We start from the raw sequence: 15,351 nt of genomic DNA, 5'->3' as shown, positions 1-15,351 counted from the left end.
CCGATTTCTTTTTCGGTAGAACACGACAACCCCTCTGGAAATCTTCGCGTAAGACGAAACCGCCTCTTTCATTCCTCAAGACACAGAGGACATATTTAATCAAAATATGTCATAAATCTTACGTCATTGACTCAAAAATCTGTAAAGAACAATATTTTTGTTCAAAATAAAATTAAGAATACAGGAAGAATCTTTCGGTTCGATCTTACGCCCTTTCCCATCCGCGTTTGAAAGAAAAGATAAGGATCGAATTCCCAAAAAATAAATCGAAGCGAATTCAAATCCCTACTTATAATTCAGAGCTTATTTGTGTTCTCGAATGCCTCTTCGCTTCTTCGTTCAAAAAGGTTACTTTTTTCTAATATGATTTGAGAAAGTTTTAGATGAAGTTTTCGTAGATTCTCGCGAAATTTTTTAAGAATTTTACCATTCTCTGTAACCTTTAAAAAACTCTTTCTGTAAGCCAAAAGAAGCGACAATCGTATCGGGGGAATACTTCGTTAAGAAACGGTTTTTAGAAGTCCGACCTCGACCTCGTTGCCATTTTTAAAAAACAGGAACGCCTTCGTTCTCCAGAAAGAAGGAACGAAAAAACTTGTCTCTGAAAAGTTTAGAATCCGTTCCAATACAAAAAATCGAAGAATGATTTTTGGAAGAAAAAGATCTTATCTTTTTACGTGATGCGGTTTTGAAAAGCGATGAAAACCCTTTCGGATGAGCCCCTTTGTCAAACCTTAACTTTTGCGAAAAGTTGATGGAGAATTCTTAAAATGGAAGTTTATCTCTTTCGAATTTTTTTTTCTAAAAATAAACAACCCTCAGATCCACACCGCCGTGAGTCACGTGGATCGTATCGGTCTTGATTCCCATATTCCGATTGAGAATGGACCAAGAATCTTCGTCCGGACAAAGAATCAATCCGCTGATTTCCACGGGGAGTTCCCACCAAAGTTTGAGTTTTTCACCCAACTTTTTGTAGAACGCGTTAGTCGCTCCCGTCTCCATTCTCAGACCGTAAGGAGGATTGAGGGGCATCCAGATTCGTTTCGGCTTCCCGACACTTTCCCAGATATCTTTTGGAGAACCTGCAAAAAAATCTCCCTGCCATTCCTGCATCGAAACCAAGTCCAGGATCGCCGAGTCCTTTAGAAAAGTTTGATATTGAGCCATTCTTTTCTGCGTGTATTGAAACGTTTCTTCGTTCAGTTCGTTCCACCAGACCGCGATCGGATTTTTACCCGGAGGTTTTAGAGTTTTCTTTTTTAGAAATTCCCAAGTGGACTCGGGGAATTCACCCATCTCTTGAAACAAAAAAGTTCTCTGATAATGAGGAAAGCCGACTCCAAAAATAGAATCCACCGATTCTCTGATAAGGGTTCCAGTCCCCGCAAAAGGAACAAAAACAGCGTCCGGGTTCGGAAGAATCTTGTGCATTCTCTGAATCAAAAATCTCGCGAGGTCTTCCCGGATCGGAGCCGACTTAGAAAGAGGTTTGAACTTACCTCTTTGATTGAGAGGTTCTCCCGCGAGACTCACGTTCATCACAATCTCGTCGTCCATGATCATCGCGCTGAGTTCGGTCGTCCTTTTTCCGTTCGTCGGATTGGTATGTTCCGTTTCCCAGAGTCTTCGTAGATCTTCCGGAGTCCATTCGGTTGCGCCCTTGACCTGAGGATGAAACTGAAGATCCCAATCCGGCGGAAGAACCTCCGACTTACGAAGAGAGTTTTCGAATTCTTTAAAATCAAAAGAACGTTTTAAGGGATACATCCCCAAGTTAAGTCTAAAATCTCGAACCCAAGGAATTCTTACCAAAAGTTCAAGAGCCTGACGAAAGTTCGCATTCTCGAGCAGAATCTTCCCGGGTAGAACTTTGAGAAACGGCGTAGACATTTTCGGAAGATAAGAATCGCTGATGATTCTCTTCGCCGTTTGTTCGGTTTCCTTCGCGGATCCCGTGGGGAGCAGATATTCCCATCTCCTCAGTTGGCCCGACTTAAATTTAGGAAACTTCCATAGCATGGTAGTAGAATTTAATATCGCTTCCGTACGGCCTATCTCAAAACTTTCTCAAATTCAAATAATCAACGTCCTCCTTTCGAAACCTTCTGGATTGCCTCCCATTCCTTGCCGGAAACGATTCTTCCATCCACGAGATGGATCTGCCTTTTGGCCCTCGCCGCAAAATCCGGATCGTGTGTCACCACGACGATCGTGGTTTTTCTCTCCTCATTCACCTTCGCAAGAATATTCATCACCACTTTGGTGTTCGCCGAGTCCAAGGCTCCCGTGGGTTCGTCCGCAAAGATATACTTAGGGCTCATCACAAGCGCACGGGCGATCGCTACCCTTTGGGCCTGACCTCCGGAAAGTCGGTTGATTCGATAGTCCATCCTATCTTTCAGATCGAATTCTTCAAGAAGGTGTTCCGCATAACTTTGATGTTCATTCAAAAGGCCGGCCTTTCTCGCGGGCATCAAAACGTTTTCGAGGGCAGTAAACTCGGGAAGTAGATAGTGAAATTGAAAGATAAAACCCATTCTTTTGTTTCGAAACTCGTGGATTTCCTCTTCGTCCATCCGATAAATATCTTTTCCGTCGATATGAATCGCACCCAGACTCGGAGGATCCAAAGAACTGATCATATAAAGAAGTGTGCTCTTTCCGGAGCCGGACTTTCCGGTGAGAGAAACATAATCTCCTTCTTGGATATCGAGGCTAACCCCTTTGATGATTTCCGAATTTCCAAACATCTTCTGAAGATTGAAAACGGAGATTCCATTTTGAACTGCGGCCTGCATTCTTATTCTCCTCTTATGATCTCGATCGGAGAAAGTTTTCCCGCGGACCTCGCCGGAATCCAACTCGCAATCAATGTGGCGACCATTGATTGTAAAAAGGCTTGAAAGTAGATGGAGGGCGCAAAGGAAACCACCATCGAACTCGCTCCCGCCGAAAATAAGGGATTTGAAAACGGAAGGGATTCGATTCTCAAGCAGACTAAAAATCCAACGATGAGTCCTATGATTCCACCAACGATGCCGAGAATCATTCCCTGCATCAAAAAGATCATAAGAACTTCTTTGGGTCGAAATCCAATCGAACGAAGAATGGCGATTTCTCTTTTCTTTTGGTTGATAATTACATTCAAAATATTGTATATTCCGAATCCTGCCACCACAAGAATCGCCGCGGTCATCGAATACCGGATCGCGTCCTGCAACTTAAAGATCGCGAAAAAACTAGAATTTGCTTCCTGCCAGCTTTGAATTTTTTCGTCTCCGATCTTCCTCCACTCCACGGCTTTCTGTATAGATTGATTTACGTCCTTTAGACGAACCGCAATGTCCGTAATCATTCCGGATTGTCCCGTCAACTGTTGAACTTCGGATAACAGTCCATAGGCGATGCTGTCGTCCAAGGCCTTGTTTCCGGAACGGAAAATTCCGGAAATACGAAACGGAGTTTTTTCCTGCAACCCCGCGGTGATCCAGACCGTTTTGTTCAAACTCAGTCCCAAAAGTTTAGAAAGCCCTTCTCCCAGAATGAGCCTGTTTCCGGCAGCAAGGGATTCTACACTTCCTTCCGTAATGTAATCCGCGAGAGGAGTGATTAAAATCTGTCTCGAAGGGCTGATGCCTACGATCTTACCGGCTTCTTGATTGGAACCGGAATAGAGAAAGATCCTTCCGCTTACCTGCGGAGAATAGGCCTCCACTTCCGGGTCTCGATCCAACCTTTCATACCAGAGACTCGCCTGGTTCAAATGAGTGGATCCTCGTTTACCGGAAGGAGGAGAAAGCCAGAACACGTTTTCGTTGGGAAAAAGATCGTCCATAGAATTGGCCTGAATGATTTCTTGTCTGGGCGAAATTCGAACGTGGCAGTCCGCGTTGATCAATTGATCGATGAGATATCCTCGAAATCCGAGCAAAACCCCGGAGATGATGATAAACGCAGCGGTTCCCAAAACGATTCCGGAAAGAGTCGTCAAGGTCTGCTTCCCTCGGACGAGCATCTGCCGAAGGGCGATAAACAACATCAGGGCGCCTCGGAGAGTCGATCTCCCGGTAGGACGTCCCCTTCTATGACTTCTATATATCGTTCGGACCTGAGCCCCGGCCTAAAGGAAACGACCGACGTTTTACCGTTTCTGAATATTCTAATTTTCTGTTTCTTTTCGTATTTCCGAGGGAGCAAAAGCGCGTCTTCCCGTTTGCCGATTTCGATCGCAACGTCTGCGGTCATTCCCGGAAGAACTCCTTCCGGAAAACGGGCGGCTTCGATCCTCGCAAAAAATTGCCCCGCGTGAGAAAAGGTTCCTTGAACCTTGCCTTGGACGACTTCATTCGGTTTTCCTTCAAAGCGGATGAGCGCCGACTGTCCCTTTTTTATCGAAAGAAGAATCTGTTCGTCCAGAGCCACGACGAGGTATTTCGCCCCGACTCCCAAAACCTCTACGGCTTGCATCGTTTGAAACGCGACCTCTCCCTCGTGATAACCGATATCCGAAACGATTCCTCGAATCGGAGATCGAACTGTGGTAAGACCTTCCAACTGCAAAAGACTCTGGCCCGGAAAGACTTCGTCTCCTTCCAAAACAAAAACCTTGGTTACTTTTGTGGGAACCCCAACTCGAAATCGAAACGTATCCAAGGAATGGACGGTTCCCAATCCGTAGGCTTTTTCCGATATCGGACCTACGACGGCGACGTCCTCCGTTTTCGGTTTGTTTCTAAATTGTAAAATCAAAACCAAAGCAAAAAAGGGAAGAACGATAAAAAGAATTCGATACGGAAGGCGTAAAGATTTATAAATTTTCACCAAGGATCTGAGTGTTCTTACGATCACGTTCATTCTCAACTAACTCCAACTTACTTTTTTTTCTTCTTCTTTGAAGTTTTAGGGATCGTTTTCTTTTTTTTCGCTTTTGGTCTTGCAATCGGAGAGACCGCGTTATGAGGCGCGAGTCCGGCCGCGATAAAATCGATGGTCCTTTTTAACTCCGCCTCTCCGTCCCAATCTTCTTCCGGCTGAAAGAATATTTCGGTAAGAAGAATGTAACCGGAAAGGTTTGTAGCGATGAGACGAAATGCTGAAGAAACCGGAATGTCTTTGATGAGCCCCTTGTCTTGAAACGCCTTCAGACGTTCCACGATCAAGGGAGCGAGTTTTTGTTTGAAAACCCTTTCTAAGATCGAACGAATTTCAGGTGAGATCATCGCTTCTTGAACGATGATGCGAATGAGATTTTTATTGTTTCGGATAAAAGCGATTCTCTCTTCAAAAACCGCTCGCAGGAATTCTTCCAGAGTTGCATAGTCTTGGGAAAAAACGACCTTCAACCGCTTCAGAGTCAGGGGCGCGATAAAACTTTCCAAAATCGGCATCGCAAGACTCAAAAGAAGTTCTTTCTTATTCTTAAAGTGTTTGAAGATCAGCCCTTCCGCGACACCGGCCTTCTTTGCAATTTCGATCGTCGTTGTCGCCGAAAAACCCTTTTCTGCAAAAATTTCCATCGCAGCCAAAAAGATCTTTTTCTGGCCCTCCGGCCAAACCGGGTTCAGCTCTATATTTTCTCTAATTTCTTTCATGGTGAGTGATTACTCACTCATAATTGACAAAGTTACTTTTTTGTCAAGCCCGGAACGAACGATCCGAAGTTTTCTTTCAAAAATGCAAACGTAAGAATCGGACGAGTTCGGGTTCACAAACTGAATTTTTAAATCCATTCAAACCTGGAACCGCGTCCCAAAAAAAGTCCGCAGTTAGGAAAGTTTCGGACTTCTCTCGTAAGAGATTTGTAATAGAAGCATCGTGATTCTTTTCTTTCGTTTTTGACTTGAGCGCCTGCCTCCGTTTCTCTTATGATAAGAATCGGGTTCGGCTCCTTGAACATCGTTTCGATCCCGCATCCGAGAAAAAAATAAAAGAGTCAGAATGTTTCCAAAAATCCCCACTCATCTCAAATTGATTTTTAGCTACGTCGTCTACTTCGCAGTCATATTACTCTTATACAAGATCGCGTTTTTATCGGTTTATTGGTATCGATTGCATGGAGTTCCTTTGGACGAGATTGCGGTCGCGTTTTTTTTGGGTTTTCGATTCGACTTTGCGGTGATCGGAATGACCCTCGGAGTTTTTGCGTTCCTTTCGGTTCTTCCGTTTTTGAATCGTTTCAAAGTGTATCGTTTTTTTTGGGGTTACACCCCGATTCTTTTGGGAATTTGGATGATCGCACATTTGATCGCCGATATCATCTACTTTGAAAACGCGAACAAACACATCGGTTACGAAGGTTTTGTTTTTATCGGAAAAGATTTGGGAGTGATTCTCAAATCCGCGCTGGAACAAAACACGACTACGTTTATCATAGGAATCGGATTCTTACTGATTTTTCTTCCGCTTTCGACCTGGCTTTTTCTCAAATACAATCCTTACGAATACAAAAGAGAATCTTGGAAAACATACGGAGCTCACATAGGAATCGTATTGGTTCTTACGATCATAGCGATCCGCGGGGGAATTCAGGAATCTCCGATCCGTGCAACGAATGCAATCGTCTCCGGAAACAACTTCGTCAACAACATCGCGTTAAACGGAGTTTTCACTTCGATCATGGATTTGAAAAGCCAGTCGATTCCTAAGTTCTTAAAATTAGAAACGGAAGAAGCGGTCAAGATAGTTCGAAAAGAAATTGATTATCCGGGAGCGGAATTCGTAAGCGAGAAGTATCCAATCCTAAGAGTTCAAAAAGAAACCAGAGCGGGCACTCCACCTAACATCGTTTTGATTATGCTCGAGAATTGGACGGGCAAATTCATAAGACCGATTTCCGACGGACTCGTAGACGGAAAGGAAGTGGCCCCGCACTTCAACCAACTCCTAAAAAAAGGAAGATTTTACAATCGATTCATCGCGTCCGGTGGAAGAACTACAAACGGAATGATGTCGATTCTTACGGGAATCCCCGATCGTCCGGGGTTGACCGTGGTTAGAACCCATCAGGTGCTCGGAAATTTTTCCGGAATCGGAAGTATCTTCAAAAGAATGGGTTACGAGACTTTTTTTGTTACCGGAGGGGACTTAAGTTTTGATAACAAAAGTACACTCATGCCTCATTGGGGTTTTGATACCGTGATGGGAGAAAAGGAAATCACTAAACTCGGAAGATTTAAACTCGGAGCCTGGGGTTACGACGACGCAGACGTATTACAGTTATTGCATGAACGAATCTCAGCGTCTAAAAAACCGATTTTGGGACTTGCGCTGACCCTCACGACCCACTACCCGTACCGAACTCCTTCCGAGAGGTTTAGAATTTTCGGACCCGAAACCAGAGACTACGATTTTCTCAACGTCTACAACTACGCTGACTGGGCCGTTCATAACTTTATCACACAAGCCGAGAAATCCGGTTATTTTAAGAATACGATTTTTGTCTTTGTCGCGGATCATACTCATCACCGTTATCTGGATTATTACGAGGATAGAAACGTACCGTTTTTGATCTACGCGCCCGGAAGAATCGCGCCTGCGTTAGACGAAACTATCGCTTCGCAGCTGGACGTAATTCCAACCATCCTCGGACTCGTAGGAAAAAAGGTCGCGTTTTCTGCGATGGGTAGAAACCTTCTTGCTCCCGGAAGATCCAAAACCGCATATTTCGCTTATGGGAATCTCTTCGGCTGGATCGAGAACGAACATTTTTATCTGAGATTTTTCGACGGGAAGGAAGATCTTTCTTACAATATCCTTCCACCTCGGGAAAAAAATAATTTCTGCGAAAAAGATCCGACCGTTTGTGAGGAGATGAGCAAAAAAGCGAAGGCCTATCTCAATTTGAGTTACGACTTATTAAACAGAAACGTAGTCTTTCCTTCCGAAACGGAACTGATCCGAGAAATCAAACCTTAGAGCCGCTCAAAACGAAAAAAAGATAGGACCGTTCTTTTAAATCCATGTAGGATTCCCTCCAAAGAACGCGAGTGTCGTGGCTTCAGGTGTATGTTCCCTTTTCGGCGGGGGTTTTACAATCCTAACTTTTGCGCTTTCAGAAAGCGATACGAGAGGATCCCGAAATGTCGAAAGCCCTTCCCGTTTTGTGAGGGAACAAAACGAAAGATCCGACTGCGAACGATTATTTCCGGAAAAACTTTGCCGGAAATAATTTTCTTCCTTCCAAAAAAATCGACAAAGGTTAAGCAGACGTTTTCAAAACGTTTCAAAAACTTTCGCAAAGAAGAATCAAAATTCCCCCTGCAAGTCAGAGTTTGATTCCCGAAGTGGAATACAAATCCTGACAGAGACTACAGGCCTCCAGTTGTTTGCGGATTTCCTTTTTCTTTTCCGAACTAAAACTCGACCAGAGATTATTTTTCTCATTGGGATCCACTTGAATGTCGTAAGCTTCCTCGTCGGGCGGGAACGCGTTTAAACGCAACATGTAGTGAAGATTCCCTTGAATATAACTCATCCCGACTCTATAGAGGGATGTTTCGTTATTGTTGGCTATAAAGATACGGCGATCGTCCGGAAGATTGGAAAAAAGGGAACGGCCTTCCAACTTGGAAAGATAACCTTTTACCTCAGGTTGATTAGAAACTTCTAATATATCTGCAACAGTGGGAATCAAATCCGTATTGGAAACGTTTCTTTCAGCGTTTTTTTTCAGACGATCTATAGGGACCGTTTTTTTTAAAGAATCCGGAACGAAAAAAACCATCGGAATTGCGACCGTCTCGATATGATTGCTCTCGATATGACCGATATAATCGTGTTCAAAAATACCCTCTCCGTGATCGGAAGTAAAGATCACTAACGTATTCTTAGTAAGTTCCTCTTGCTGTAAAAATTGAAATACGTTCCGCAAAAGTTCGTCCAGATAATGAACCGAGTTGTCATAAGGAGCGTACGCATCCTTTCCGATCGGAAAAACAATCGATTCTTCCGGGATGATATAAGGAAAGTGATTTGTGTTCAGATGGAGAACACCCGCAAAGTTCCGTTTTTTTTTCTTAAGATCTTTCACATGAAGTTGAAACTCTTCCACCGTTTTACGATCGTCGATTCCGATATCGTTAAAAACGCTATAACCGCTGATCTCTTTGTTCCATAAAAAGTCGATCCCCGCATTCTTAAAAAAGCCGGAAAAGTTATTCCAACGAAAGCTATGACTGGAAATGTAAAACGTGGAAAGGCCGGCCGCTTGCCCGTATTCCCAAAATAAAGGAGCGCTATGTGTTAAAGACACGGGTTGAATCGGAGAAACCCCGGACAACAGACTCGGAACCGAAATCAATGTTGAACTCGAATTCGAAAACGCATTCTTAAAAACGACCACGGAACCGTTTCCCGAATTTTTAGACCAACGATCCAGAAAGGGCGTCGTGTCCCTTTCGTATCCGTAAAGTCCCATATTCTTTCTTCTCAGACTTTCGCTCAAGATTACGAGCAGATTCATTTTAGGAGAATTGGAGCTTGGATTTAAAAAAGGTTTATTTCGGGACTGCAATCCGGCGGAGCCGAGTCTATCACCGGTCAGGATATTATAGAGATTACGATTGATAAACGAAATGGAATTTGCATCGGAAACATAGATTTGATCGTTAAATCGGGTGTTGTTGTGAAAAAAAGCCGCAAAAAGAAGAATCACGACGGCCAAGGAAGCGAACCTGCTTTTTAAAAAACGAGAAGGTTTTTGGAACGAGGACGCAATCTTTAGGGTTACGAATAAGAATAAAAAAAGAAGAATAAACCCGATCAAACTCCCGAACGTTAACCCTCCTCTAAAGATGGTCCAACTGTTGAAAGGTTCCTGAAACATATAAGAGAATACGAAAAAGTTCGGCATGATTCCGGAATACAAATAATAACCGTAAGAGCCGACGATACAGATCGTGTATCCGAGACTTATATAAACGAGAAAACCCCAGTAATAACGTTTTTTCGAAAAAGAAAGAAAAAGATTGAGGGTCAAAAGAAGAAACGAATAGATCAATATCGAATAGAAAAAGGAAAGAAGGTAATAAGACCACTGGAGCCTTTCCATTTGACTTACGATTTTCCAACGGATGATTAAATCCGACAGAAGGATGAGCGATGGAAGAATAAAAATCGTAACGATTTTGAATTGGAAATCGGAAACGAAAACGTTCCATTTCTTTTTGAAAAGTGAAAACAAAGAGACCACCCCGTTCTTGATCGAAACCCGAAAAAAGGAATTTTTCTATTTCTTCCGGACAAAGTCCAAAAGCCTTTTCTGGTGTATTATAGTAAGCAACTGCTTACTTGTTTATTTTTAGAATGCCTCTACAAATCAAGTTTTTTTCCCCGCAAATGAGAAAAATAACCCACAAATCAGAATTCGCATCCGATTTTATATAGAATGTAGGATTTTATAAAAATCATTCTCAACGTTTTTAGAAAGAGCTTCCAGGAAACTTCCTTTTTTTTAGAAAAAAGAATTCGGCTTTCTTTTCAAGTTTCGTGAATCCATTTCCTTTTTTTCTTTTTATAGAATGGAAAGGGCTCTTATTTTTGCACAAAATTCTTCCCAATCTCGCGAGGTTCGGAGCTTCCGCTTTGGAACCCATCGAATTCTTCTCTAAAATTCCAAAAAGAGAAAGAATGATAAACAACGGATTTGCCATAGAACAGAGGAAAGACGGTTTCAAAAAAGGAGGTTCTGATTTCAGAGTTTTTCCCAAAACCGGAAAATGTAGGAACTCCAAGGTTTCAAAATAAAATTCCGTTTGAAAATTCAAAAGCCACTTCCGGGTTAGAATTTGCCGGATCTCCGACGTTTTACATGAAGTTTACTGAATACTGAAAAGTTTCCTTTCTTCCGGTTTTGGGATCTGTTCTCATTTAAAAAAAAGAGCGAGGATTCTTTTTTCCCCAATCTAGCGTTCAAAGCCGCGACCAAATCGAATGGACAAAATAGCCTAAGCAGGTAAGGATTGATTGTGTTCTTTGAATCCCTTTCCAATACGAGCATCCTCACTGGGATGATCACTCCTGCAGTGATGATTACCGCTTGCGCCAGCTTAATTTTCTCAACAGCGAACCGTTTGGGAAGAATCTTCGATCGGGTCAATCTCCTAAAAGCCGAGGTCGAAGGTGTTCTTTCCGGAAAACTACTCTTCCCTTCCGAAAGAATGGAAAGTCTCAAAACGCAACTCCGAATCCAAAGGATCCGCGCCATTCTAATCCAGAGATCGATGGCGTTTTTATACACGGCAACTTCCCTTTTTGTACTCTCGAGCCTTGGTTTCGCGTTTTCTCAGGCCCTTTCTCAGGAGTATTCCTGGTTTGCAACTTTGACCGCACTTTTGGGTGGTGTTTTTCTTTTTATCGCAACGATCTTTCTTCTTTATGAGAGTCGTTATAATTTGAAATTTATCAAGGGTCTCATCGATCTCACGGAATTTTTAGGGAGCAAAATCCCCGATTCCGATTCTTCTTCTTAACCGAAACCTCGATTCGATCAGATCCGGCGCTGGAATCGGAAAGATTCCGCGTTTCCTTTTTTTTCAATCCCTCCCCATTTAAGAATCAGCGTCTCCCTGCTCAAAAAATTCCGTCCCTTTTCTAAAAATTTTCACCTCGCGATTTTTTATCTAAAAATATTTCGAACTTTTCAAAACCAGGGGGTCTAAAAAGAAAGTAAGCAGTTACTTACCAAAATGAAACGAATCCTTTCCATCACAGGCCTATTGCCGTTTTTATTCTTGTTCTTGGATATCCTGCCCTCGGTTTCGCTAAACGCATTCGGACCGGCGGGATCTTTCAATCATATTCGAATTCTTAAAGAATCGTTTCGAGATTTTACCGAAAAAACCGGTTATGAAATCCGCGCGGATTGCCAAGAAATGATCGTTCAGGGAAATCTACGTTCCGACTCTGAGTTTATGGAGGAAGCAAGTTTTCACTGTGATGACAACAATCTCTTCGGATGTGGAATCGAACTCGGAAACCTAAAATCGAAATCGGAGAAGGCGGCGCTTTTTTCGGACTCGATGCGATACATGGGTCACGCGACTCATATCATTCAGGATTTTTACGCCCACAGCAATTGGGCGGAAAATCATCCCGATCAAATCGCGATCGCTCCATTGGAGGAACCTTGGCTCCTTCTTTCCAAACCCGAGATCCAAACCGGCTACTACGATCTAACCCCGGTCATTCATCACGAGGAAGAAGCGCTTGAATGCCTGAGCCTCTCCTTTGATGAGATGAAATCCTTTCAACCGTTTGCCACACATCTTTGTCTCAATAAGGATTCTGAAAAAAGTCTTCGCGGTGGGAATCCGGTGCCGAACAATCCGAACGTCAATCTGCACGAATGGTCGGGATTACACGCAGTGGAACACACGACTCAGTATTTAGTCGATGCCTATCATAAGAATCATAAAAATCTGAGACTTTGCCTGATTCCAAAAAAGGCGAGCTTTTCCTGCAACAACACAACGTTCCGAATGAGAACCGAATAACGTCCTCCGAGAGAATCGATTTCTAAACGGCAAGAATTCCTCTTTTGTCTCCGATCAATCCGTAGAAGCGCGAATAGAACCGAATTTTCTACGTAGTTTCCGAAGTTCGCTCAAAATACTTTCTATGATACATTGTGATCGATCACCGTTTACACGGTGAATATCGAGAAGGGGTTTTGAAATGAAAAAAATGATCGTATTGATTGAGGCGGCCACTCTTTTGTTTCTCCTTTCCGCCTGCAAAAAAGGCGGATCCGACGACGATACGACTTCCCTAATTTCCATGTTTACCGTCCTGAATTCGGAAACCGGTGCCGACTTTTATCCCGAACTTGGAATCCCCGGCAGTACAACGACGATTACGGGAAATGAATTCTCAGGAATCTCCTCTCAGTATTCGGTTACGATTAACGGAGTCGGAGCGACGGGAATCAATTTAGTAAATTCGAATACGCTTACTTTCACGATGCCGACACTTTCCGATATATCGGAGAACAAGTCGGTTCCAATCGTTATTTCTAGATCCGGTTCGAACATTCTTTCGAAAACGATCCGTTATCGACCCGCACCCGTGGTCGCTCTCAATCAACCGAACGCTCTGATCGGCAGAGTCTCCTCCAAAGACGTAAGCAGTTTTTACACTTTCACAACACCCGTAACCGGGGACCATATCGTCAATATCTTCGGATATATAGGCGCGAATTTGGATCTATACTACTATACTTCTCCGTCTTCCGTTCCTACCGTGCTCGCAACAGGGACGGCGATCGATTCCGAATTTGAAAAGGTCCATCTGGCCGCGGGGACTTATATCGTTCAGATTAAATTCATTTCCGGCGCGGTCGCTACCAACTTTAAAACTCACATTGCCAACGGGCAAATTACCCCTGCTTCCACTTTCAATGAAATAGATAGCCAAAGAAGGTGTTACGATTATATGGGAACGGGAACGACCGCTAACGTCGCCGCAGGGTGTAATACCGTAAATGCCGCATCCATCGCGACTGGGAGAACGGGACGATGCACCTATCCGTCCTCCTCCGGTCTGACTACGAGGAGCTATTATTCCATAGACGGATTCGGATTCGATCCTATGTATGCGGAACAAACTTGTACACAGGAAGGTTTCGATTCACCGAATCCAAGCAAAGCTATTTTCCAATCTCTTTGATCCTCAAAATCCTCCGAAAGAACGGTCCTCGAATATTCGAAAACCGTTCTTCTTCAACCAAACGAAAACGCCTCTTTCTTATAATTAAATTCCCGAAAAACAATAAGCGAGCTTTCGCCACTCGGCTTTCGGTCAAATTTGACACAATCTTGAAAATACGGAGACAATTTTAGAATAGTAGAATGTTATTTTATTCGTAAATTCGCATCCTCTTCAGTAAATCGAGGTCCCTTTGATGTTCGAAAAAGAAACCGCAGAATTAGTCAGACCCAAGGCTCTACCATTCTCGTCCGATGTTTTAGAACGAATTCTGAAACAGAGTCAAACAGGAACTCCTGAAGTCTCCGCAATCGATTCTCTCCGTGCCAAAAATCGCCCGATGCTCAAGACCGAGTTTTATCTGGACGAGAAAATTTATTCTTCCGAATTGATTCTTTTCGAGGAAAGAGCGGCGGTTGCCGGTTTTCAAGACCAAGTTCGATCTCCCGGAGATCACCTCGTTTGTAGGATTCGGGACCGGGAACTCATCGTTTTGCGGGACGAAAAAAACGCTCTGAGAGCATATTATAATTCCTGCATACATCGAGGAACAAGATTGCTTTCTGCAAAAAAGGAAGGTCTCTTAAAAAAAATTGTTTGTCCTTATCACAGTTGGACCTATGCCCTCGACGGAAAATTACTCACTTCCGATTGTAAGGTTCCGGAAAGAGGACTTCGAGAATTGCCGATTCGCGACTTTGCGGGAATTCTGTTCGTAGGTTTTCAAAAAAACGCACTCGACCGGTTGGAGCCTGTTTTTCGAGAATTGAAAAATTTCGAGTTCGACTCGTATGTTCCCTATGAAATCAAAATCACGGAAGGGAATTACAACTGGAAAGTCGGTGTGGAGATTTTTCTGGAATCTTATCACATCTCCACCGTCCATAAGAGCTCGGTGGCAGCAGTGATTCCGAAAAACGCTTCTATCTTCGATCCAATCGGTGAACATGGAAGGATTTTAATCCCGAATCGTTCCTTTGAGAATGCTTCCCCGCCCACGAGAAAAGATCTAATCATCACCTATTTTTTATTTCCTTCTACTCTTCTTGTAATCTTTAGGGACCATTTCGCAATGATTCATTTTCAACCGATCTCCAGAGAAAAGACTGTCTGCACACAAGCCATTCTCATCCCACAAAAATCGAAAACTCCAAGGATGACTCCTCACTGGGATTTTAACTCGGAGTTCTTTTTTCGTACGATCTCGGAGGATTTGGCGTTAGCGGAAGAAATTCAATTCGGATTAAAAAGAGAAGGTTTTATCTTTCCGAGTTCTTGGGAGCCGGGTATCTTTCATTTTCATCGGTCCTTAGAAGGCGAGAAATAAAATCAGAATGGTGAACTCTCTTACAATCCTTGCCTTCTTTCGGTTTCGAGAGAAGCCTTTTCGTGTCTGCTCGTCCATTTTGTTTCGAACTTTCTTTATGAATTTGAATCGCCGAAAGAACACTCTTTCTCTGGACCCTACTTTTAGAAGAGCCTGTTACGCTTAAAAAAACCTCGGATCCAATCTTCCAATCTCGAAAACTATTTTCTGAAATAAAAAAGCCCGGCAATTTCTTACCGGGCTTTTTTGAGATTTTGAACACAGAAAAAGTAGCGTGACCTAACACCCCGGATCCTTCCTTGCGAAAGGATCCGGTTTTT

Annotated in this window: 11 protein-coding genes; 5 read left to right on the top strand and 6 right to left on the bottom strand. The window is 43.2% G+C overall.

Translation table 11 applies throughout. The features are described from left to right. Window positions 1-801: 801 nt before the first annotated feature. The 5 genes from JWG45_RS16880 to JWG45_RS16860 form a co-directional block, all read right to left on the bottom strand. Window positions 802-2,022, bottom strand: coding sequence for a hypothetical protein (locus JWG45_RS16880; protein WP_205280797.1), 1,221 nt, complete (start codon window positions 2,020-2,022; stop codon window positions 802-804). 62 nt (window positions 2,023-2,084) lie between these two features. Beyond that, entirely contained in the window at window positions 2,085-2,801 is a 717-nt protein-coding gene (locus JWG45_RS16875) for an ABC transporter ATP-binding protein (RefSeq protein WP_205280796.1), read from the bottom strand. A 2-nt stretch (window positions 2,802-2,803) separates the two neighbouring features. Next, window positions 2,804-4,042, bottom strand: a complete 1,239-nt coding sequence (locus JWG45_RS16870; RefSeq protein WP_205280795.1) for an ABC transporter permease — start codon at window positions 4,040-4,042, stop codon at window positions 2,804-2,806. After that, complete coding sequence (locus JWG45_RS16865) at window positions 4,042-4,857, bottom strand: secretion protein HlyD (protein ID WP_205280794.1); 816 nt, start codon at window positions 4,855-4,857, stop codon at window positions 4,042-4,044. The genes JWG45_RS16870 and JWG45_RS16865 overlap by 1 nt, the downstream gene beginning before the upstream one ends. Window positions 4,858-4,874: 17 nt before the next feature. Beyond that, complete coding sequence (locus JWG45_RS16860; protein ID WP_205280793.1) at window positions 4,875-5,594, bottom strand: TetR/AcrR family transcriptional regulator; 720 nt, start codon at window positions 5,592-5,594, stop codon at window positions 4,875-4,877. 346 nt (window positions 5,595-5,940) lie between these two features. On the opposite strand from JWG45_RS16860, the gene JWG45_RS16855 reads away from it, so the two are divergent. Further along, entirely contained in the window at window positions 5,941-7,917 is a 1,977-nt protein-coding gene (locus JWG45_RS16855) for an LTA synthase family protein (protein ID WP_205280792.1), read from the top strand. Window positions 7,918-8,266: 349 nt separating this feature from the next. Here JWG45_RS16855 and JWG45_RS16850 read toward each other — a convergent pair whose 3' ends face one another. Next, window positions 8,267-10,183: a sulfatase-like hydrolase/transferase gene (locus JWG45_RS16850; protein WP_205280791.1), complete on the bottom strand. Its 1,917-nt coding sequence runs from the start codon at window positions 10,181-10,183 to the stop codon at window positions 8,267-8,269. A gap of 826 nt (window positions 10,184-11,009) precedes the next feature. On the opposite strand from JWG45_RS16850, the gene JWG45_RS16845 reads away from it, so the two are divergent. The 4 genes from JWG45_RS16845 (at window position 11,010) to JWG45_RS16830 (ending at window position 15,031) form a co-directional block, all read left to right on the top strand. Continuing rightward, a complete protein-coding gene (locus tag JWG45_RS16845; protein WP_205280849.1) occupies window positions 11,010-11,471 on the top strand; it encodes a DUF2721 domain-containing protein in 462 nt (153 codons plus the stop codon). 216 nt (window positions 11,472-11,687) lie between these two features. Then, the gene (locus tag JWG45_RS16840; protein WP_205280790.1) at window positions 11,688-12,494 is read left to right on the top strand and encodes an HET-C-related protein; all 807 of its coding nucleotides are present in this window, start codon (window positions 11,688-11,690) and stop codon (window positions 12,492-12,494) included. 181 nt (window positions 12,495-12,675) lie between these two features. Beyond that, window positions 12,676-13,665 carry an IPT/TIG domain-containing protein gene (locus JWG45_RS16835; protein ID WP_205280789.1) on the top strand — a complete coding sequence of 330 codons (990 nt, stop codon included), beginning with the start codon at window positions 12,676-12,678 and terminating at the stop codon, window positions 13,663-13,665. 235 nt (window positions 13,666-13,900) lie between these two features. Then, complete coding sequence (locus tag JWG45_RS16830; RefSeq protein ID WP_205280788.1) at window positions 13,901-15,031, top strand: aromatic ring-hydroxylating oxygenase subunit alpha; 1,131 nt, start codon at window positions 13,901-13,903, stop codon at window positions 15,029-15,031. Window positions 15,032-15,351 lie beyond the last annotated feature (320 nt).

This window comes from Leptospira ainlahdjerensis (genome assembly GCF_016919175.1).
GTDB classification, from domain to species: domain Bacteria; phylum Spirochaetota; class Leptospiria; order Leptospirales; family Leptospiraceae; genus Leptospira; species Leptospira ainlahdjerensis.
This window is presented reverse-complemented; position numbering and strand designations above follow the sequence as displayed.

Excerpts from the sequence above, each read along its gene's own strand:
- JWG45_RS16840 (WP_205280790.1), top strand. The coding sequence starts at position 11,688 with ATGAAACGAATCCTTTCCATCACAGGCCTATTGCCGTTTTTATTCTTG.
- JWG45_RS16860 (WP_205280793.1), bottom strand. The coding sequence starts at position 5,594 with ATGAAAGAAATTAGAGAAAATATAGAGCTGAACCCGGTTTGGCCGGAG.
- JWG45_RS16870 (WP_205280795.1), bottom strand. The coding sequence starts at position 4,042 with ATGTTGTTTATCGCCCTTCGGCAGATGCTCGTCCGAGGGAAGCAGACC.
- JWG45_RS16875 (WP_205280796.1), bottom strand. The coding sequence starts at position 2,801 with ATGCAGGCCGCAGTTCAAAATGGAATCTCCGTTTTCAATCTTCAGAAG.
- JWG45_RS16880 (WP_205280797.1), bottom strand. The coding sequence starts at position 2,022 with ATGCTATGGAAGTTTCCTAAATTTAAGTCGGGCCAACTGAGGAGATGG.
- JWG45_RS16830 (WP_205280788.1), top strand. The coding sequence starts at position 13,901 with ATGTTCGAAAAAGAAACCGCAGAATTAGTCAGACCCAAGGCTCTACCA.
- JWG45_RS16835 (WP_205280789.1), top strand. The coding sequence starts at position 12,676 with ATGAAAAAAATGATCGTATTGATTGAGGCGGCCACTCTTTTGTTTCTC.
- JWG45_RS16845 (WP_205280849.1), top strand. The coding sequence starts at position 11,010 with ATGATCACTCCTGCAGTGATGATTACCGCTTGCGCCAGCTTAATTTTC.
- JWG45_RS16865 (WP_205280794.1), bottom strand. The coding sequence starts at position 4,857 with ATGAACGTGATCGTAAGAACACTCAGATCCTTGGTGAAAATTTATAAA.
- JWG45_RS16855 (WP_205280792.1), top strand. The coding sequence starts at position 5,941 with ATGTTTCCAAAAATCCCCACTCATCTCAAATTGATTTTTAGCTACGTC.